The 18800-nt window shown below is 72.5% G+C and carries 17 protein-coding genes; 2 read left to right on the forward strand and 15 right to left on the reverse strand.

Features of this window, described 5'->3' with window-relative positions:
* Window positions 1-210: 210 nt before the first annotated feature.
* Window positions 211-1362 carry a glycerate kinase gene (locus ABD366_RS11885; RefSeq protein WP_324771933.1) on the reverse strand — a complete coding sequence of 384 codons (1152 nt, stop codon included), beginning with the start codon at window positions 1360-1362 and terminating at the stop codon, window positions 211-213.
* Between the two features lie 377 nt (window positions 1363-1739).
* Between ABD366_RS11885 and uriH the strand changes: the two genes are divergently transcribed.
* Both uriH and uriT read left to right on the forward strand, forming a co-directional pair.
* Complete coding sequence (uriH, locus tag ABD366_RS11890) at window positions 1740-2687, forward strand: uridine-preferring nucleoside hydrolase UriH (RefSeq protein ID WP_324771932.1); 948 nt, start codon at window positions 1740-1742, stop codon at window positions 2685-2687.
* Window positions 2684-4126 (forward strand): uridine transporter UriT, encoded by a 1443-nt coding sequence (gene uriT, locus ABD366_RS11895; RefSeq protein ID WP_324771931.1) that lies wholly within the window; start codon window positions 2684-2686, stop codon window positions 4124-4126. The genes uriH and uriT overlap by 4 nt, the downstream gene beginning before the upstream one ends.
* A gap of 5 nt (window positions 4127-4131) precedes the next feature.
* Here uriT and ABD366_RS11900 read toward each other — a convergent pair whose 3' ends face one another.
* From ABD366_RS11900 to ABD366_RS11965, 14 genes are all read right to left on the reverse strand, one after another.
* Window positions 4132-4620, reverse strand: a complete 489-nt coding sequence (locus ABD366_RS11900) for a methylated-DNA--[protein]-cysteine S-methyltransferase (RefSeq protein WP_324771939.1) — start codon at window positions 4618-4620, stop codon at window positions 4132-4134.
* A 22-nt stretch (window positions 4621-4642) separates the two neighbouring features.
* Complete coding sequence (locus tag ABD366_RS11905) at window positions 4643-6109, reverse strand: AlkA N-terminal domain-containing protein (RefSeq protein ID WP_324771938.1); 1467 nt, start codon at window positions 6107-6109, stop codon at window positions 4643-4645.
* A 108-nt stretch (window positions 6110-6217) separates the two neighbouring features.
* Window positions 6218-6745: an O-acetyl-ADP-ribose deacetylase gene (locus ABD366_RS11910; RefSeq protein ID WP_324771930.1), complete on the reverse strand. Its 528-nt coding sequence runs from the start codon at window positions 6743-6745 to the stop codon at window positions 6218-6220.
* Window positions 6742-8154 carry a phytoene desaturase family protein gene (locus ABD366_RS11915; protein ID WP_324771937.1) on the reverse strand — a complete coding sequence of 471 codons (1413 nt, stop codon included), beginning with the start codon at window positions 8152-8154 and terminating at the stop codon, window positions 6742-6744. Before ABD366_RS11915 ends, ABD366_RS11910 begins: the two co-directional genes overlap by 4 nt.
* A 118-nt stretch (window positions 8155-8272) precedes the next feature.
* Entirely contained in the window at window positions 8273-9136 is an 864-nt protein-coding gene (locus ABD366_RS11920; protein WP_324771929.1) for an inositol monophosphatase family protein, read from the reverse strand.
* Window positions 9137-9257: 121 nt separating this feature from the next.
* Window positions 9258-11099 (reverse strand): gamma-glutamyltransferase family protein, encoded by a 1842-nt coding sequence (locus tag ABD366_RS11925; RefSeq protein WP_324771928.1) that lies wholly within the window; start codon window positions 11097-11099, stop codon window positions 9258-9260.
* Between the two features lie 8 nt (window positions 11100-11107).
* Window positions 11108-12133 carry an ABC transporter ATP-binding protein gene (locus ABD366_RS11930; RefSeq protein WP_324771927.1) on the reverse strand — a complete coding sequence of 342 codons (1026 nt, stop codon included), beginning with the start codon at window positions 12131-12133 and terminating at the stop codon, window positions 11108-11110.
* On the reverse strand, window positions 12130-13146 hold the full coding sequence (locus tag ABD366_RS11935) for an ABC transporter ATP-binding protein (RefSeq protein WP_324771926.1): 1017 nt from the start codon (window positions 13144-13146) through the stop codon (window positions 12130-12132). The genes ABD366_RS11930 and ABD366_RS11935 overlap by 4 nt, the downstream gene beginning before the upstream one ends.
* A complete protein-coding gene (locus tag ABD366_RS11940) occupies window positions 13143-14012 on the reverse strand; it encodes an ABC transporter permease (protein ID WP_411293794.1) in 870 nt (289 codons plus the stop codon). The genes ABD366_RS11935 and ABD366_RS11940 overlap by 4 nt, the downstream gene beginning before the upstream one ends.
* 11 nt (window positions 14013-14023) lie before the next feature.
* Complete coding sequence (locus ABD366_RS11945) at window positions 14024-14977, reverse strand: ABC transporter permease (protein WP_324771936.1); 954 nt, start codon at window positions 14975-14977, stop codon at window positions 14024-14026.
* Between the two features lie 62 nt (window positions 14978-15039).
* Entirely contained in the window at window positions 15040-16650 is a 1611-nt protein-coding gene (locus ABD366_RS11950) for an ABC transporter substrate-binding protein (RefSeq protein WP_324771924.1), read from the reverse strand.
* Between the two features lie 286 nt (window positions 16651-16936).
* Window positions 16937-17338 carry a cold-shock protein gene (locus ABD366_RS11955; protein ID WP_324771923.1) on the reverse strand — a complete coding sequence of 134 codons (402 nt, stop codon included), beginning with the start codon at window positions 17336-17338 and terminating at the stop codon, window positions 16937-16939.
* Window positions 17339-17413: 75 nt separating this feature from the next.
* On the reverse strand, window positions 17414-18085 hold the full coding sequence (locus ABD366_RS11960; RefSeq protein WP_324771922.1) for a DUF4232 domain-containing protein: 672 nt from the start codon (window positions 18083-18085) through the stop codon (window positions 17414-17416).
* A 9-nt stretch (window positions 18086-18094) separates the two neighbouring features.
* Window positions 18095-18778 (reverse strand): response regulator transcription factor, encoded by a 684-nt coding sequence (locus ABD366_RS11965; RefSeq protein WP_324771935.1) that lies wholly within the window; start codon window positions 18776-18778, stop codon window positions 18095-18097.
* Window positions 18779-18800 lie beyond the last annotated feature (22 nt).

Consider the following 18800-nt stretch of genomic DNA (forward strand, 5'->3'; position numbering starts at 1 on the left):
AGCCGCATGCTCCAGGGGCGCGGGGAACGGCGCGAGCAACCACGACGGCGCCGCACCCTCAAAACGGCCCAGGGGCGCGGGGAACTGCGCGAGCGGCCACGACGAGACCCGCACCCACGAGACGGCAGGGACCGGCACACGCCCAGGGGCGCGGGGAACTGCGCGAGCTGCCCGCCAAAGCCGCCGCCGGCCGCGATGGGCGAACCCGGGCTAGTTCAAGAAGTCCGCCGCGATCCGCTCCGCCACGTCCTCCAGGATCGGCCCCGCCTCGGCAATGCACCGGGCCACATCCGGCTCCACGTCCGTCAGGGCATACGCGCGCCGGATCCCGGCCCGCCCGAGCGCCGCAGGCGAAAGCGCCAGGCGGCCGCAGACCGCGATGACCTCCACCCCCGCGGAACGCGCGGCGGCGGCAACCCCGGCGGGAGCCTTCCCGTGCAGGGTCTGTTCGTCGAGGGACCCCTCGCCGGTGATCACCAGCGTGGCCCCCTCGAGCGCGGGAGCAAAGCCCAGAACATCCAGCATGACTTCGATCCCGGGCCGGAAACTCGCCCCGAGGCCGACCAGCGCCCCGTACCCGATGCCACCCGCGGCACCGGCCCCGGGCGACTCGGCGTACTCGAGGGCCGCGGGGCCGACGGACTCGCCCAGAACCTTCGCGAAGTGGCCGAGGGCCGCGTCCAGTTCGGCCACGTCCTGAGGCGTCGCACCCTTCTGCGGACCGTAGACGGCGGGCGCCCCCTTGGGTCCGGTAAGCGGATTGTCGACGTCGCTGGCGAGGACGATCTCCACGTCGGCCAGGCGCGGATCGAGCCCGGACAGATCGGCGGAGGCCAGCGCCGCGAGACCGCCGCCGCCGGGCCCGACGGGCGCACCCGCCGCGTCCAGGAACCGGGCGCCGAGCGCGGCCAGCATGCCCGCGCCGCCGTCGGTCGTGGCGCTGCCGCCGACGCCGAAGACGATCGAGCGGGCCCCGGCGTCGAGCGCGGCGGCGATGACCTCGCCGGAGCCGTACGTCGTCGAGGTGAGCGGGGCGAAGACGCCTTCGGGCAGGAGCTGGAGGCCGGACGCCTCCGCCATCTCCACGACCGCGGTGCCCTCGCGCAGCGCGTACGCCGCGGTGACGGGCTCGCCGAGCGGCCCGGTCACCCGCACCTCGCGACGCTCGAACCCGGCGGCGACCGCCGCCGCGACGGTGCCGTCGCCGCCGTCCGCGACCGGCACGGACGCGATCCCGATCTCGGGCGCGGCCCGGCGAAGGCCCGCTGTCACCCGCTCGGCGACCTGCACCGCGGTGAGCGACCCCTTGAACTTGTCCGCCGCGATCAACACGTGCCGCGCGGCCTGTGCAGCGTCCGCCACCTTGCTCCCCTTGCTGTTCGGGCCTTGCTCGCGTCAAGGCAGTCGCGCCGCTGTGACCTTAACCGCAGGAGGGGTCCGCTGCCCATGGCCGTCCGCCCCGCGGGACAGCGCGACCCGCCACTACATCCTCGTAAGGGCGGACATTGCGGGGCCCTCCACGCGCGCGAACGATCGATCACCCGCCCTGTGGTCATGCCGCCCGGCGCCTAGGATCTTCCCGGAGGGCTCGCCTCCGCTTTTTGGAGGTCCGCACGAAGCAGACCGCCGCAACTTGGTCATCTACGCGCGTTGACAATGGGCATGGTGACGGGTGAGCTTTTCGTGGACAGTTTTTCCGACCGGAGCGACGAGGCTCCGGAGCAAAGGGGCTCATTCCGTTGGCCAGGAAGATCATTCTCGACTGTGACCCGGGGCACGACGACGCGGTCGCCATGCTGCTCGCGCACGGCAACCCCGACATCGACCTGGTCGCCGTGACCACCGTCGTCGGGAACCAGACCCTGGAGAAGGTGACCCGGAACGCGCTCTCGGTGGCCGCCATCGCCGGCATCACCGGGGTGCCCTTCGCCGCCGGCTGCGCGCGCCCGCTGGTGCGCGACATCGAGACCGCCGCGGACATCCACGGCGACACCGGCCTGGACGGGCCGGAGCTGGCCGAGGCGACCACGGAGCTCGACGACCGGCACGCCGTGGACCTCATCATCGACACCGTCATGGCGCACGAGCCGGGCGAGATCACGATCGTGCCGACCGCAGGCCTGACGAACATCGCCCTGGCCGTGCGCAAGGAGCCCCGGATCGCGGAGCGCGTACGCGAGGTCGTGCTGATGGGCGGCGGTTTCCACGAGGGGAACTGGAGCGCGGTCGCCGAGTTCAACATCGTCATCGACCCCGAGGCCGCCCACATCGTCTTCAACGAGAAGTGGCCGGTCACGATGGTCGGCCTCGACCTCACCCACCAGGCCCTCGCGACCCCCGAGGTCGAGAAGAAGATCGCGGCCGTGGGCACGAAGCCCGCCGCCTTCGTCCTCGAACTCCTCGAGTTCTTCCGCGAGGCCTACCGCGAGAACCAGGGCTTCGAGCACCCGCCCGTGCACGACCCGTGCGCCGTCGCGTACGTGATCGACCCGAGCGTCATGACCGTACGCAAGGCGCCCGTCGACATCGAGCTGCGCGGCGCGCTCACCCTCGGTATGACCGTCACCGACCTGCGCTCCCCCGCGCCCGCCGACTGCCACACCCAGGTCGCCGTCGACCTGGACCACGAGCGTTTCTGGGACCTCGTCGTGGACGCGCTCGTACGCATCGGAGACCCGACCGCATGAGCGTCGCCGCCTCCCCCCACACCCCGGCCGGCGACTCCCGTTCGGGTCGCCCGGTCAGGGTGGGCGCCCTGATGGCCGCGCTGCTCGCGGCCAGCTTCGCCTTCCAGCTCAACGCGTCGATGCTGAGCCCCGCCCTGGCGACGATGGCGGACGAGCTGCACACCAGCGCCTCGGCCATCAGCGTCACCCAGACGGCCTTCTTCACGGCCGCCGCGCTGTTCTCGCTGTTCCTGCCGCGCCTCGGCGACCTCATCGGCCGGCGCAAGGTGCTCACCGGGATGATGGTCCTGATGGCCGTCGGCTGTGTGATCTCCGCGCTCGCCGGCTCCGTCGGGATGCTCGCCGTCGGTCGCGTCATCCAGGGCGCCTCGGGCCCGACGATCCCCCTCGCGCTGATCATGCTGCGCGTCGAGGTTCCCGACCCGAAGCGGTACGGCACGCTCCTCGGCCTGGTCACGGCGGTCAACGGCGGTATCGCGGGCGTCGACTCGTTCGCGGGCGGTTCGCTGGCCGAGCACCACGGTTACGCGTCGATCTTCTGGGTCATGACGGGCTTCGCGGCCCTCGCCGCCCTGCTCGTCCGGTTCCTGGCGCCCGACTCGCGCGCGGACGAGCGGCCGCCCATGGACTGGCCGGGCGTCGGCCTCCTGGTCGTCTCCGTCGGCGCCCTGCTGATCGCCTTCAACGAGGCGGGCAAGCTGGCCGACGCGAACTGGCCGCTCGCCATCGGCCTGCTGGTCCTGGCCGCGCTCGCCTTCTGGGCGTTCTGGCGCCTGGAGACCCGGGCCAGGCACCCGCTGGTCACCACGCATCTGCTGAAGCGGCGCGCCACCTGGTCGATCCTGCTCTCCACGATGCTGACCATGACCGGCGTCTTCGCCATCATGAACGGCCTGCTGCCCGGCTTCGCCCAGGACACCGCGGTCGGCCTCGGCCTCGGCGCGGAGGGCGCCACATGGTGGACGCTGACGCCGTACGCGCTCGCGGGCCTGGTCATGGGACCGCTCGCGGGACGGCTCGCGGCGTCCTTCGGCTACGGCCGCATCCTGCGCATCGGCCTGACCGCCACCGCGGTCGCCACGGTGCTCGCCCTCCTGACCCTGCAGACCGACTCCTCGGGCCTGCTGCTCGCGGTCTCGATCCTGCTCGGCGCGACCTACGCGGGCACGGTCAACATCATGCTCAACGGCCTCGGCATCCTGCTCTCCCCCAAGGAGAACCCGGGCTTCCTGCCGGGCCTGAACGCCGGCTGCTTCAACCTGGGCGCGGGCCTCAGCTTCGTCGTCCTCTACGCGGCGATGAAGGCGGTCGCTCCCGCAGACGGGTCGTCCGTCGGCGGGTACAGCGCGGGCGTCGTGGCGGGCCTCGTCCTGATCGTGGCGGCCCTGTTCGCCTCGCTGCTGATCCCTAAGCCGGTGGACGCGGAGGCGACCGCCTAGGACGGTCAGAAGAGAGCGGTGCCGCGTTCGAAGTCGAGCAGGCGCCGCTTTCGCTCCAGGCCGCCGCCGTACCCGGTGAGGCCGCCGCTCGCGCCGATCACCCGGTGGCAGGGCACGATGACGCCGACGGGGTTCTTGCCGTTGGCGAGACCCACGGCGCGGGAGGCCGCCGGCTTGCCGAGGGCGGCGGCCAGCTCCCCGTACGTACGGGTCTCGCCGTACGGGATCTTCTGGAGCTGCTGCCAGACGGAGCGCTGGAAGGGCGTGCCGTGCAGGGCGAGCGGGAGGTCGAACTCCTTCAACTCGCCCTGGAAGTACGCCTCCAGCTGGTCGATGACGGCCCCGAAGGGGCGCTCGTCGCGCTCTCCGAAGGTCTCCTCGGCGGGACGGTGGCGCTGTTCGGTCATGTAGAGCCCCGACAGTGTGCCGTCGGTGGCGACGAGGGTGAGCGGCCCGTAGGCGCTGTCGATGACGGTGTGCTGCTTGCGTTCCATGGTCATGAATCCCTTCTCGGGTTCATTCGGGGAGGAAGTTGATCGGGTGGCTGTCCGTCGCCCACAGGTACTGGACGGCGTACGCGCGCCACGGCCGCCAGGCCGCGGCCCGCGCCGTGAGGGCGGCCGGGGTGTGCGGAAGGCCCAACTCCCGTGCGGCGCGCCGCATCCCGAGGTCGGTGGGCAGGAAGGCGTCCGGGTCGCCGAGGGCGCGCATCGCGATGGCCTCGATGGTCCAGGGCCCGAATCCGGGCAGTCCGGCGAGCCGCGCCCGGGCTTCCTCCCAGTCGGACTCCGGGCCCAACGTGAGCTCCCCGTCGGCGAGTTGACGTACGAGTGTGATGAGCGTGGTCCGGCGGCTGCGCGGCAGGGCGAGCGACTCGGGGTCGAGGGAGGCGAGCGCGGCCGGTGCCGGGAAGAGGTGGGTGAGGCCGCCCTCGGGGTCGTCGACCGGTTCGCCGTGGGCCTGGACGAGCCGGGCCGCGTGGGTGCGGGCGGCCGCGGTGGAGACCTGCTGCCCGAGCACGGCCCGCACCGCGAACTCGGCCTCGTCGACGGTGCGCGGCACCCGGCGCCCCGGCGCCTTGTCGACGAGGGGCGCGAGCAGCGGGTCGGTGCGTAGCCGGTCGTCCACGGCGACCGGGTCGGCGTCGAGGTCGAGCAGGCGGCGGCAGCGGCTGATGGCGACGGTCAGATCGCGCTGGTCGGTGAGGACGAGCCGGCAGCCGATGTGCCCGGCGCCCGGGGTGAGGGTCACGATGCCGTGCCCGTAGGGGAGGCGGAGCGTGCGCCGGTACGCGCCGTCGCGCCACTCCTCGACACCGGGGACGGCGGTCGCCGCGAGGTGTCCGAAGAGGTTGTCGGGGTTGAGGGGCGCGCGGAACGGCAGCCGGAGCGTGATCGCGCCGGGGGCGCTCGGCAGGCCCCTGGGGGCGCGGGTGCGCAGCTCGCCCGGGGCGAGTGCGTAGACCTCGCGGACGGTGTCGTTGAAGGTGCGGATCGAGGCGAACCCGGCGGCGAACGCGATGTCCGCCATGGGCAGCCCGGTGGTCTCGATGAGCAGCCGGGCGGTCTGGGCGCGCTGGGCGCGGGCGAGGGCGAGCGGTCCGGCGCCGAGTTCGGCGAGGAGCTGCCGCTCGACCTGGCGGGCGCTGTACCCGAGGCGGCGGGCCAGCCCCGGGACGCCCTCGCGGTCCACGGTCCCGTCGGCGATGAGCCGCATGGCACGCGCGGTGAGATCGGCGCGCTGGTTCCACTCCGGGGAACCGGGGCTGGTGTCGGGCCGGCAGCGCTTGCAGGCCCGGAATCCGGCCTGCTGGCAGGCGGCGGCGCTCGGATAGAACATCATGTTGCGCGGTTTGGGCGGCACGACGGGGCAGCCGGGCCGGCAGTAGATGCGGGTGGTCACGACGGCGGTGAAGAACACCCCGTCGAACCGGGTGTCCTTGGCCTGCACCGCCCGGACGCACCGCTCGGTGTCGGTGTGCATGGCGGCGGTGCCGTGCGCGCTCTCGGTGGTGGGCATGGTTCAAGGATCGGGCATGGTGAGCGGCTCGGCTGGCGAGAATCCGACATCGTCCTCGCCGCCCCCGCCGGGTCAGGCCAGGTGCCCGGCGAACGCCTCGTGGGCCCGTTCGTCGAAGACCACGAACCGCACCTCCTCGATGCCCGGCGCTGCCGTCGACCGGACCGTCTCCACCGCGATGCGTGCACCGTCGTCCAGGGGCCAGCCGTAGATGCCGGTGGAGATCGCGGGGAACGCCACCGTGCGGGCGCCGAGTTCGGCCGCGATCCTCAGTGATTCCCGGTAGCAGGAGGCCAGCAGCTCCGAGCGGTCCTCGGTCGCCGACCAGCGGGGGCCGACGGTGTGGATGACGTGGCGGGCCGGGAGGCGGCCCGCGGTGGTGGCGACGGCCTGGCCGGTGCGCAGGCCTTTTCCGTAGTGGGAGGCGCGCAGGGCGCGGCACGCGGCGAGGATCTCGGGGCCGCCGCGGCGGTGGATCGCGCCGTCGACTCCGCCGCCGCCCAGGAGGGAGGAGTTCGCCGCGTTCACCACGGCGTCCACGTCCTGCTGGGTGATGTCGCCCTGGACCAGGACGAGTCGGGGGCTGGTCCGGGGGCTCATGAGGCGGTCCGGAGCCTGCGCCAGACGGCCTTCGCCGCATTGTGCCCGGGCATGCCGTGCACGCCGGGTCCGGGCGGCGTCGCCGAGGAGCAGATGAAGACGGCCGGGTGCGGGGTCGTGTACGGGGACAGGGAGAGTTTGGGGCGCAGCAGCAGTTGGAGTCCGCCGACCGAGCCGCAGGAGATGTCGCCGCCCACGTAGTTGGCGTTGCGCAGGGCCAGTTCGGGTGGGCCCGCGGTGGCGCGGGCGAGGATCAGGTCCCTGAACCCCGGTGCGAAGCGCTCCAGTTGACGCTCTATGGCGTCGGTCAGGTCTCCGGTCCAGCCGTTCGGCACGTGCCCGTACGCCCAGAACGTGTGCTTGCCGGCGGGCGCGCGCGTGGCGTCGACGACGCTCGGCTGCACAGTGATGAGGAAGGGCGCCTCTGGGGCCCGGTCGTCGACGGATGCCGCGCGCAGGGCCTTGCCGATGTCGGAGCGGTAGGGGCCGATCTGTACGGTGCCGGCCGCCCTGGCCTCGGGCGCGGTCCACGGCACGGGGCCGTCCAGCGCGTAGTCGACCTTGAAGACGCTCGCCCCGTACGTGAACCGGTCGTAGTAGCGGCCGAGCCCCGCGATCCGGGCGAGGGCGGTCGGCGAGGTGTCGAAGATGTAGGCGCGGGCGGGCGGCAGGTCGTCGAGCCGCTTCACCTCGTAGTCGGTGTGGATCGTGCCGCCGAGGTCCTTCAAATACGCGGCCAGCGCGTCGGAGAGGGACTGGGAGCCGCCGCGGGCCAGCGGCCAGCCGCGCGCGTGGGCGGCCAGCGCGAAGACGAGGCCGATCGCGGACGTGGCGAATCCGCCCAGCGGGGCGATGGTGTGGGCGACGAGGCCGGAGAAGAGGGCGGGGGCCCGCTCGTCGCGGAATCGGCGCATCAGCCACGTCGCGGGCGGCAGTCCGCGCAGGCCGAACCGGGCGAGGGTGACGGGGTCCCGGGGCAGCGCGCTGAGCGGCAGGGACATGAAGTCCTGGACGAGGGCGTCCCAGTGCGGCAGGAGCGGCTCGACGAGGCGCCGGTACGCGCCCGCGTCACGCGGCCCGAAGGACGCGGCGGTCTCGGCGACGGACCGGGCCAGGACGGCGGCGCTGCCGTCCGGGAACGGGTGGGCCATGGGCAGCTCGGGGTGGGCCCAGTGAAGTCCGTACCGCTCCAGCGGCATCGCCCTGAACGCCGGGGAGTTTACGGCCAGCGGGTGCGCCGCCGAGCAGGGGTCGTGGCGGAAGCCGGGCAGCGTCAGCTCCTCGGTGCGCGCGCCGCCGCCGACGGTGGACTCGGCCTCGAAGAGGGCCACGGACAAGCCCCGCCTGGCCAGTTCGACCGCGGCGGTCAGTCCGTTGGGCCCCGCACCCACCACGACGGCATCGAGCATCGACGGCACCTTCGGACTCCTTTGTCAGCCGACGGCCACTGCCCGCACAGGATATGCCGCAGTACCGACAACACCGGTCGCGGGTGGCACCCACCGGCCGATCCGGGTCCCGCGCGGGTCAGGCGCCGCCCGCCAGGAGCCCTGCCACCCGGCGCGCCGTCGCCGCGTCGCGGGCCGCGGTGAACGGCAGCGCGTTGCCCCCCGTGATCGCGAAGGGGACGCCGTCCCGGGTGAGGTGCGCGCCGCCCGTCTCCTCGACGAGGAGCAGGCCGGCGGCGTGGTCCCAGGCCAGCTCCCAGCCGAAGGCGACCGCGTCGAGGTCACCGCGGGCGATGGCCAGGTACTCCAGGCCCGCCGAGCCGCACGGGCGCGGGGCGACCCCGTCCGTGTACAGGCCGAGCAGGGCGCGCTTCTGTTCGTCGGTCGTGAAGTCGGGGTGCGAGGTGGCGACGCGCAGGTCGCGGCCGGGCGCGGGGGCACCGGCGGGCAGGACCCGGCCGTTGAGCCGCGCGCCCCGGCCGCGCACGGCCACCGCGAACTCGTCGAGGGCGGGCGCGTACGTCCAGGAGGCGAGGACGACGCCGTCGAGCGCGAGGGCGACGAGGGTGCAGAAACCGGGGTCGCCGTGGACGAACTGGCGGGTGCCGTCGACGGGGTCGACGATCCAGACCGGGGCCGCGCCCCGGATCGCCTCGTACGTCGTCGGGTCGGCGGCGACCGCTTCCTCGCCGCCGACGACGGAACCGGGCAGCAGGGCGGGCAGCTCGCGCGTGAGGTGCTCCTCGGCGCGCTTGTCGGCGACGGTGACGAGGTCGTGCGGGGCGCTCTTCTGCTCGATCTCGTGGGCGGCGAGCTGCCGGAAGCGGGGCGTTATCTCGGCGGCGGCCGCGGCGCGGACGATGCGCTCGACGTCCGTCAGGAGCTGGTCGGTGACGTTGCGGGTCAGAAAGTCATCGATGCTTTCTGTGACTGTTTCGATCATGCCTCCATGAGAACACGCCCCACTGACATCACGTACTGATCAGATGAACTGTGGGTGGAATCACCGTGAAATCGGCGATTCCCGCTAAATTGGTGATTCCACCCACCGGCGACGTTCCGGGTCAGCGGCCGACCGCGTACCCCTGCATGCCGCGCGGGTTCGCCGCCGCCGACAGGACGCCGGTGCGCGGGTCGCGGGCGACGGCGCACAGGCGGCCCTCGGACCAGGCGTCGCCGACGGTCACGTCATGTCCGCGGCGCCGCAGCTCGGCGACGACCTCCTCGTCCATGCGCGACTCGACGGTCACGGATCCGGGCCGCATGCCGCGCGGGAAGAAGGAGCCGGGGAACGAGTCGTTGTGCCAGTTCGGGGCGTCGATCGCGCCCTGGAGGTCGAGCCCGCCGCGGACCGCGGAGCGCAGCGCCACCGCCAGGAAGAAGTGCAGCTGCCACTGGTCCTGCTGGTCGCCGCCCGGCGTGCCGAAGGCCAGCACGGGGACGCCGTCCTTGAGGGCGAGCGAGGGGGTCAGCGTGGTGCGCGGGCGGCGGCCCGGGGTGAGCGAGTTCGGCAGGCCCTCGTCGAGCCAGGCCATCTGGAGCCGCGTACCGAGCGGGAAGCCCAGCTCGGGCACGACCGGGTTGGACTGGAGCCAGCCGCCGGACGGGGTCGCGGCGACCATGTTGCCCCAGCGGTCGACGATGTCGAGGTGGCAGGTGTCGCCGCGGGTCAGTCCGTCCGTGCCGACGTCGGGCTCGCCCGGCACCGGGGAGGTGGGGCTCTTGGCGACCGTGGGCTCACCGGCGCCCGCGACCCCCATGGCGTCGAAGCCGGGCTCACCGGCGGCGACGGCGGTGGCGTGCGTGCTCAGGCGGGGCTCGGCGCCGAGCGGGCTGCCGGGCCGCAGCTCGTGGGAGGCCTTCGCCGGGTCGATGAGGGCACGGCGCGCGGCGTTGTAGTCGTCCGAGAGCAGCGCGTCCACGGGGACGTCCTCGGCGTCGCCGTACCAGGCCTCGCGGTCGGCCATGGCGAGTTTGCAGCCCTCGATGAGCAGGTGGACGTAGTCGGCGGACCCGTAGGCGGGCAGCTCGGGCGGGAGCACGGCGAGCTGCTGGAGGAGGACGGGGCCCTGGCTCCAGCCGCCGGCCTTGCAGAGCGTCCAGCCGTTCCAGTCGTACGTCGCCGGGGCCTCGTAGGTCGCTTCCCAGGTGGCCAGGTCGGCCGCGGTGAGGGTGCCCGTGTGCCGTTCGCCGCTGGTGTCCAGGGTGGGGCGCCCGGCCTGGCGGACCAGGGCGTCGGCGATGAAGCCCTCGCGCCAGATGCGCCGGGCCGCCTCGATCTGGGCCGCGCGGTCGGCGCCCGCTTCCCCGGACTCCGCGATGACGCGCTTCCAGGTGGCGGCGAGCTGCGGGTTGCGCAGCAGTTCGCCGGGGGCCGGGGCCTTGCCGTCGACGAGGTAGACCTCGGCCGAGGAGGGCCACTCGTTCTCGAAGAGTTCGCGCACCGTCTCGACGGTCTCGCCGACGCGCTCCACGGGGGCGTGCCCGTCCTCCGCGTAGCCGATGGCGTACTTGAGGACGTCGGCGAGGGACTTCGTGCCGTGGTCCTTCAGGAGGAGCATCCAGGCGTCGAAGGCGCCGGGCACGGCGGCGGCCAGCGGGCCGGTGCCGGGGACGAGGTCGAGGCCGAGCGACTTGTAGTGGGCGACGGTGGCCCCTGCGGGCGCTCCGCCCTGGCCGCACAGCACGCGTACCTCGCCGCCGGCCGGGGCGAGGATGATCGGCACCTCGCCGGCGGGCCCGTTCAGGTGCGGCTCGACGACGTGCAGCACGAAGCCCGCGGCGACCGCGGCGTCGTAGGCGTTGCCGCCGTCCTCCAGGACCGCCATCGCGGACTGGGAGGCGAGGTAGTGCGTGGAGGACACCATGCCGAAGGTGCCCTGGAGGGTCGGCCGGGTGGTGAACAAGAAGGCTCCTAGCGGGTGGCGGTGCGGTTGTCCGGGATCGTACGAGAGGGGGCCGCGGCGGCGTCGGGTGCGGTGCCGTCGTCGGCGACGAGGTGGCAGGAGACCTCGCGGCCGCTGTCCAGCGTGCGCAGGACGGGGACTTCCGTACGGCAGCGGTCGACGGCGAGCGGGCAGCGGGTGTGGAAGCGGCAGCCGGGCGGGGGCGCGAGCGGGCTGGGCAGTTCGCCGCTGAGGACGATGCGTTCGCGGGTGCGCTGGGTGACCGGGTCGGGGACGGGCGCGGCCGACAGCAGGGCCTGCGTGTACGGGTGCTTGGGGTCCGCGAACAGCTCTCTTGTAGGGGCCTGTTCGACGATCTGGCCGAGGTACATGACGGCGATGCGGTCCGCCAGGTACTCGACGGCGGCCAGGTCGTGCGTGATGAACAGGCAGCCGAAGCCACGGTCGCGCTGGAGGTCGGCGAGCAGGTTCAGGACGGAGGCCTGTACGGAAACGTCGAGGGCGGACGTCGGTTCGTCGGCGACCAGGAGGTCGGGGTCGACGGAGAGCGCGCGGGCGATGGAGATGCGCTGGCGCTGGCCGCCGGAGAGCTCGTGCGGATGCCGGTCGGCGTGCTCGGGACGCAGCCCTACTTGGGCGAGAAGTCCGGCCACGCGCGCGTGGGCGGCTTCTTTCTTCGCGATGCCGTGCAGCCTGAGCGGCTCGGCGACGATCTGCCCGACGGTCATGCGGGGGTCGAGCGAGGAGGACGGGTCCTGGAAGACCAGGTGGAAGTTCTTGCGCAGGGGGCGCAGGGCGCGTCGCGACATGGTCGTCACGTCCGTGCCGTTGATGCGGACGGTGCCGCCGGTGGGTTCGTCGAGGCGGACGGCGCAGCGTCCGACGGTCGACTTGCCGCTGCCGGACTCGCCGACGAGACCGACGACCTCGCCGCGGCCGACGGTCAGGGTGACGCCGTCGGCGGCGCGCACGGTGCCGCCCGCGCCCGCGAAGTGCCGCTCCAGCGCTACGAGTTCGAGTGCCGGGGTACTCATGGGGCGGTCGCCTCCTGGAGGGTGTGCGGGTGCCAGCAGGCGGCGCGGTGCGCGGCGTCCGCGCCGGCGTCGGCCGTGACGGCCTTGAAGCCGGGGCGGCTCGTGGTGCAGGTCTCGTCGGCGCGGGCGCAGCGCGGCGCGAACGTGCAGGCGTCGGGCTGCTCGTCGAGGCTCGGGACGAGGCCGGGGATCTCCGGCAGCCGCTCCTTGGCCGCGCCGGGGCGCAGCACGGCGGAGAGCAGGCCGCGCGTGTACGGGTGCCGGGGCGTCGCGAACAGCTCGTCCACCGGCGCCTGTTCGACGGGACGGCCCGCGTACATGACGAGGACCCGGTCGGCGATGTCGGCGACGACGCCGAGGTCGTGCGTGATGAGCACGATGGCGGTGCCGAGCCGTTCGCGCAGCGACTGGAGGACTTCGAGGATGCCCGCCTGGACGGTCACGTCGAGGGCGGTGGTGGGTTCGTCGGCGATGAGCACGGACGGGTCGCAGGCGACCGCGATGGCGATCATGACGCGCTGGCGCATGCCGCCGGAGAGCTGGTGCGGGTACTCGTCGACGCGCTGGGCGGGCGCCGGGATGCCTACGAGGTCGAGGAGTTCGACGGCACGCGCGCGTGCCTCCTTCTTCGACAGCCCCTGATGGCGGCGGAGCACCTCGCCGATCTGCCGCCCGATGGTGAGCACGGGGTTCAGGGACGTCATCGGCTCCTGGAAGATCATCGCGATGTCCTTGCCGCGGATCTTCCCGTACGCCTTGTCGTCGGCGCCCGCCAGTTCGCGTTCGCCGAGCCGGACGGAACCGGTGATGTGGGCGGTAGGCGGCAGCAGCCCCATGACGGCCATGGAGGTGACGGACTTGCCGCAGCCGGATTCACCGACCACGGCGAGGACCTCACCGGCGTGCAGGTCGTACGAGAGGTGGTCGACGGCGTGGACCGTGCGGGTGCCGGAGTGGCCATGTCCGAACGTGACCGACAAGTCGCGGACGCTGAGAACAGGTGCAGGGCTCATCGGGTGGCTCCACGGGGGTCGAGGACGTCGCGCAGGCCGTCGCCGAGCAGGTTGAACGCGAGGGTCGCGGCGACCACGGCGAGACCGGGGAAGACCGCCATCCAGGGCGCGGGCGCGAGGAAGGGCTGGGCGGAGGAGAGCATCACGCCGAGCGACGGTTCGGGCGGCTGCACGCCGAGGCCCAGGAAGCTGAGCAGGGCCTCGCCGAGGATCGCGGCGGGGATGCCGACGGTGGCCTGCACGGTGAGCGCGGACGTCGCGTTGGGGAGGATGTGGCGGAACAGGACGGTCCCGTCACCGCCCCCGTTGGCGACGGCCGCGGCCACGTAGTCGACGTGCTTGAGGCGGAGCGTCTCGGCGCGGGTGATACGTATGACGGCCGGAATCTGCGAGATGCCGATGGCGATGGTCGCGTTGGACAGCGACGGGCCGAGGACGGCGGCGAGGCCGACGGCCAGGACCAGGAAGGGGAACGCGAGCATCGTGTCGGTGACGCGGGAGACGACGCTGTCGGTGAACCGGCCGTAGAAGCCCGCGAGCAGGCCGAGCGGTACGCCGATGACGAAGGCGAAGACGACCGCGAGCACGCCGACCTGCATGGAGGCGCGTGCCCCGTAGACGACGCGGGAGAGCTGGTCGCGGCCGAGGTCGTCGGTGCCGAGCCAGTGGTTCCGGCCGGGCGCCCCGAGGACGTGGTCGAAGTCGGGCTGCGAGGGGTCGTAGGGCGCGATGAGCGGGGCGAGCAGCGCGGCGAGCACGAAGACCGCGGCGATGACGGCGCCGGTCATGGCCAGTTTGTTCTTGCGCAGGGCGCGCAGCTTGGGGCTTCTGGCGCCCTTGAGGACCTGGGCACGTATGCCTGTCAGAGCCAGCGTGGTCACCGGGCACCTCCGAGCCGGATGCGCGGGTCGATGACCGAGTACGCCACGTCGACCAGCAGGTTGATGAAGATGTACGCGGCGGAGGTGCACAGCACCACGCCTTGCAGGGTCGCGTAGTCGCGGGTGAAGACGGCGTCGATGGTCAGCTTGCCGAAGCCGGGGAGCACGAAGATCTGCTCGGTGACGACGGCGCCCGAGATCAGGTGGCCGAGTTGCAGGCCGAGCACGGTGACGACGGTGACCAGGGAGTTCCGCAGTGCGTGGCCGCCGATGACCTGGCGGCGCGAAAGTCCCTTGGCGCGGGCCGTGCGGACGTAGTCGGCGGAGAGCGAGTCGAGCATCGCGGCGCGGGTCTGGCGCATGACGACGGCGGCGAGCCCGGAGCCGAGGACGATCGCGGGCAGCACCATGCGGCGCAGGTTGTCGATCGGGTCGGTGCCGAAGGGGACGAAGCCGGACGCCGCGAAGACGGGCAGGGCGATCGCGAAGGCGAGGACGAGGACGATGCCCAGCCAGAAGGTGGGGATCGAGAGGCCGAGCAGGGCGAGTCCGTTGGCGATCCACTCGGCGGGCCTGCCGCGTCGGACGGCCGCGACGATGCCTGCTCCGATACCGAGGACGATCGCCAACAGCAAGGAGAGCGCGGCGAGTTCGAGGGTGACCGGCAGCGCCTGGCCGATGGCGTCGGCGACCGGCAGACCGGTGCGCGAGGAGGTGCCGAGGTCGCCCTGGAGTGCATGGCCGATGAACCGCGCGTACTGGATGACGATGTTGTCGTCGAGTCCGTACTCGGCGCGGATCGCGGCGAGCGCCTCCGGGCTGCGCTCCTCGCCGGCGAGGGCGAGCGCCGGGTCGCCGGGCAGCGCGCGGATGCCCGCGAAGACGACGATCGAGACGAGGAAGAGGGTGATGACGGACTGCCGCAGGCGGGTCAGGACGTACTTGGCCATGGGGCGCCCGGCGAGCAGCCCGGCTTTCTTCGCGACCGGTTGCGGAGCGGTCTGGGTGGTCGTCACTTGGCGTACCCCGCATTCTTCACGCGGACGAGGCCGTCGCCGTAGACGCGTACGCCCGCGACGTCCTTCCCGGCGACGACGTAGTTCTTCTGGCGGTAGAGGTAGATCAGCGCGTGCGCGTCGTTGGTCAGGTGGGTCAACTCGTCGTAGATCTCGGCGCGTTCGGCCGGGTCGGCCTCGGTGCGGCCGCGTTCGACGAGGGCGTCGATCTTCTTGTCCGAGAGGCCGTAGGCGTTCATGGCGCCGCGTGTCTGGAGGAAGCTGGCGATGTTGCCGTCCGGGTCGAGGCGTCCGGACCAGCCGCTGTTGAAGGCCGTGTAATGCCCGTCGTCGGTCTCTTCGAGCATCGTGGCGTACTCGGTGGGGCGCAGCGTGACGGCGAATCCGGCGTCCTTGGCCATGGCCTGGATGACCTGGCCGATGCGGCTCCACTCGGGCGTGGTCGAGATCTTGAGCTCGACGGGGACCGGTGTGTCGACGCCCGCCTGCTTCAGCAGCCGCTTGGCGGCGGTGACATCGCGCTTGGGGCACTCGGAGGCCTTGATCCCGGGCGCGAGGGCGGACTCCGGGGAGATGGGGCCGCAGGCCGGCTCGTACATGCCCTGGAAGACGACCTTGTTGATGAGGCCGCGGTCGATGGCGAGCTCGAAGGCCTCGCGGACGCGGACGTCGCTCGCCATCGGGGTGTCGATGCGGCCGGGCTTCTCGCCGAGGCCCTTGACGTTGCCGACGTTGATGCCGATGCCCTGGTAGCCGAGCGAGGGCGAGTTGAACAGCTGGAGCTTGTTGTCGGTGAGGGCGCTCTTGACGTCGACCGGGGCCATCTGGTCGCCGACCTGGAGGTCGCCGGAGCGCAGATTGGCGAGGCGGACGCTGCCGTCGGGGATCGGCTTGTAGATCACCTTGTCGAGGTGGACGGAGTCCGCGTCGTAGTAGTTCGCGTCCTTGGTGAGGACGATACGGTCGCCGCCGACGCGCTCGGTGTACTTGAACGGGCCGACGCAGGACGGGTGGTTGGTGAAGTTCTTGCCGTACTTCTTCAGCGCGGCCGGGGACATCACCATGCCGGAGCGGTCGGCGAGCACCGCGGTCAGCGGGACGTAGGCCTGCTTGAGGGTGAGCCGCACGCTGTACGGGCCGGTGGCCTCGGCGCCCTTGAGCGGGGTGAGCTCGGTGGCCCGGGCCGAGCCGGCGAGGTCGCGGTGGCGCAGCAGGGACGTGACGACGGCGTCCGCGTCGAGCTTCGTGCCGTCGCTGAATTTCGCGCCCTTGCGGACGTCGAAGGAGACGGTGCGGCCGTCGGCGGAGACCTTCGGCAGGGCGGTCGCGAGCTGCGGTACGACCTCGCCCCGCTCGTCGACGTCGTAGAGCTTCTCGCACATCCCGGCGAAGACGGTGCGGCCGACGAGGGTCTGGGCGAGGGTCGGGTCGAGCTTGTCGGGGTCCGCGTTGAGGGCGACCGTGAGGGTGCCGCCGTCCCGGACGGGACGGTCGTCGGTCATCCGCTCCCCGCCGACCTCGGTGGCCGAGGACTGCAGGGAGCCGCAGCCCGCCGTTGTGGACATCACCAGGACAACTGCCGCGAGGGCAACCGCTGTTCGGCGCACGAGGGCATACCTCCGCCAGGAAGTGGTTCCGCAGGCGCCTGTGTGGAGCGGCAGGAAACCTGTGGGCGATCAAGGAATACCGCAGAACGTATTTCGCATACAGTCCGCAGGACAAGGGGGTTGTCCGGATGCCGGACGGGATTCGATGAAGATTGAATAACTGGACGCGACATAGAGGGACGTGCGGGGCAGATCGAACCGGGGGCCTCGCACAACGCGCGGGGCCCGGGCCGAGTACATCGACTCGGCCCGGGCCCCGGGATCGTTCAGGTGCAGGTCAGAGGGGTCAGCTGTCCACCCAGCCGTGCTTGCGGCCGCTCTGCACCAGCTCACGGCGGACCGCCAGAATCTGCTCCCCGGTCAGGGAGGGAGCGGCGCGCAGCAGCAGTTCGGTGACCTCGTTCGTGAACTCGTCGACGCGCAGCACGTCGCACATCACGTCGTCGCCGTCGGCCGCGATCCGGCCGGGCGTCGGCGGGGCCGTGCCCTCGGCGAGCTGCACGGACGACGCCTTGGGACCGCGCTCGCCCTCCTCGATGTCGAAGGCGACCTTCAGCCCCGTGCGCAGATACGACTCGGGGATGAGGAGGTCGTTCACATGCAGGAAGACGTCCTCACCGCCGTCGTCCGGCGCGATGAACCCATATCCGCGCGCTCCGTCGAAGCGCACCACACGACCGGCAACCACGTATACCCCCAACCACCACGGCGGACCCGGCGTCCGCGTCCTCCAGCAACTTCTGCGGATACTAGAACGTCTTGTTCAGGCTTTGCGCCAGGCCGTGGTGCCGAGTCGGCCGGTGCTGCCGAGGTCGAGGGGGGCGTCGGGCCGCACCGTCGGCGTGCCGCGGCCCAGCCGTGGGTCGACGGTGAAGCGGTCGACGGTGACCGGTGGGTGCCTGGTGTCGTCGTAGGTGTTGCGCCAGACCAGGACCGTGTGCGCCGCCTCGCCGGGGCCGACGGTGATGCGGGCCGGGCCGCTGTCCGGCTGGCCGGTGGTGATCTCGCCGGTGCCTTCGAGGACGCGGACCCCTTCGACGGGCGTGCCGTCCTCCCCCTTCAGATCCAGCCGCGGGTAGCCGTACAGCTCGAAGGTGGCCTCGCCGCAGTTGTCGAGGGTGACGGTGAGGGCGCGCAGGCCCATGGCCGCGTTGGTGTCGCCGGCCGTGACGCGCATACCGGAGTCGGGACACGGGCCGACGGGCTCCGCCGCGCGGGCGCTCCTGGACACCTCGACCCTGCCGGGCACCTCGACGCTCCCGTACGGCGCCGGGGTGCCGGTCTCCAGCGAGTCCGCGTGGACGCGCCAGTCACCCACGTCCCCTGCGGCCCCTGCCCCTGTGCTCGCCGTCGGCGCCCCGCACGCCGCGACGAGGAGCGCCGCCACCATGAGTCCCCCGGCGCGCCCGAGCGACGCCTTCCCCCTGATCGTCATGGCGTGATCCTACGTACCTTCCCGCGCGGCCTCCGGTGTGCGGGCGGCGACCAGGCCCGACTCGTAGGCGAATACGACGAGTTGAGCCCGGTCGCGGGCGCCGAGTTTGGTCATGGCGCGGCTGATGTGGGTCTTGGCGGTGAAAGGGCTGATCACCATGTGCGCGGCGATCTCCTCGTTGGTCAGGCCGCGCGCGGCAAGGGCCGTGACCTCGCGCTCGCGCGGGGTGAGGCACTCCAGGCCGGGCGCGGTCGCCCGGTCCGGCGGCCGGGCCACGAACGCGCCGATGAGGCGGCGCGTGACGGACGGCGACAGCAGGGCGTCGCCGCGCGCGACGACCGCGATCCCGGTGAGCAGGTCCTCGGGTTCGCTGTCCTTGAGCAGGAAGCCGGACGCGCCCGCGCGCAGCGCCTCGAAGACGTACTCGTCCAGGCCGTAGTTGGTGAGCATCACGACGCGCACGGCGGCCAGGGCGGGGTCGGCGGCGATGCGCCGGGTCGCCTCGATGCCGCCGGTGCCGGGCATCTGCACATCCATGAGCACCACGTCCGGTACGCGCTCCCGGACCAGGCCGACCCCCTCGGCCCCGTCCGCGGCCTCCCCCACGACCTCGATCCCGTCCTCGGCGTCGAGCAGCGCCCGGAACCCGGCGCGCATCAGCGCCTGATCGTCGACGAGGACGACGCGGATCACGGGGCGGACCACAGAGCCCGTC

The organism is Streptomyces kunmingensis, from assembly GCF_039533535.1.
Classification (GTDB): Bacteria; Actinomycetota; Actinomycetes; order Streptomycetales; family Streptomycetaceae; genus Streptomyces; species Streptomyces kunmingensis.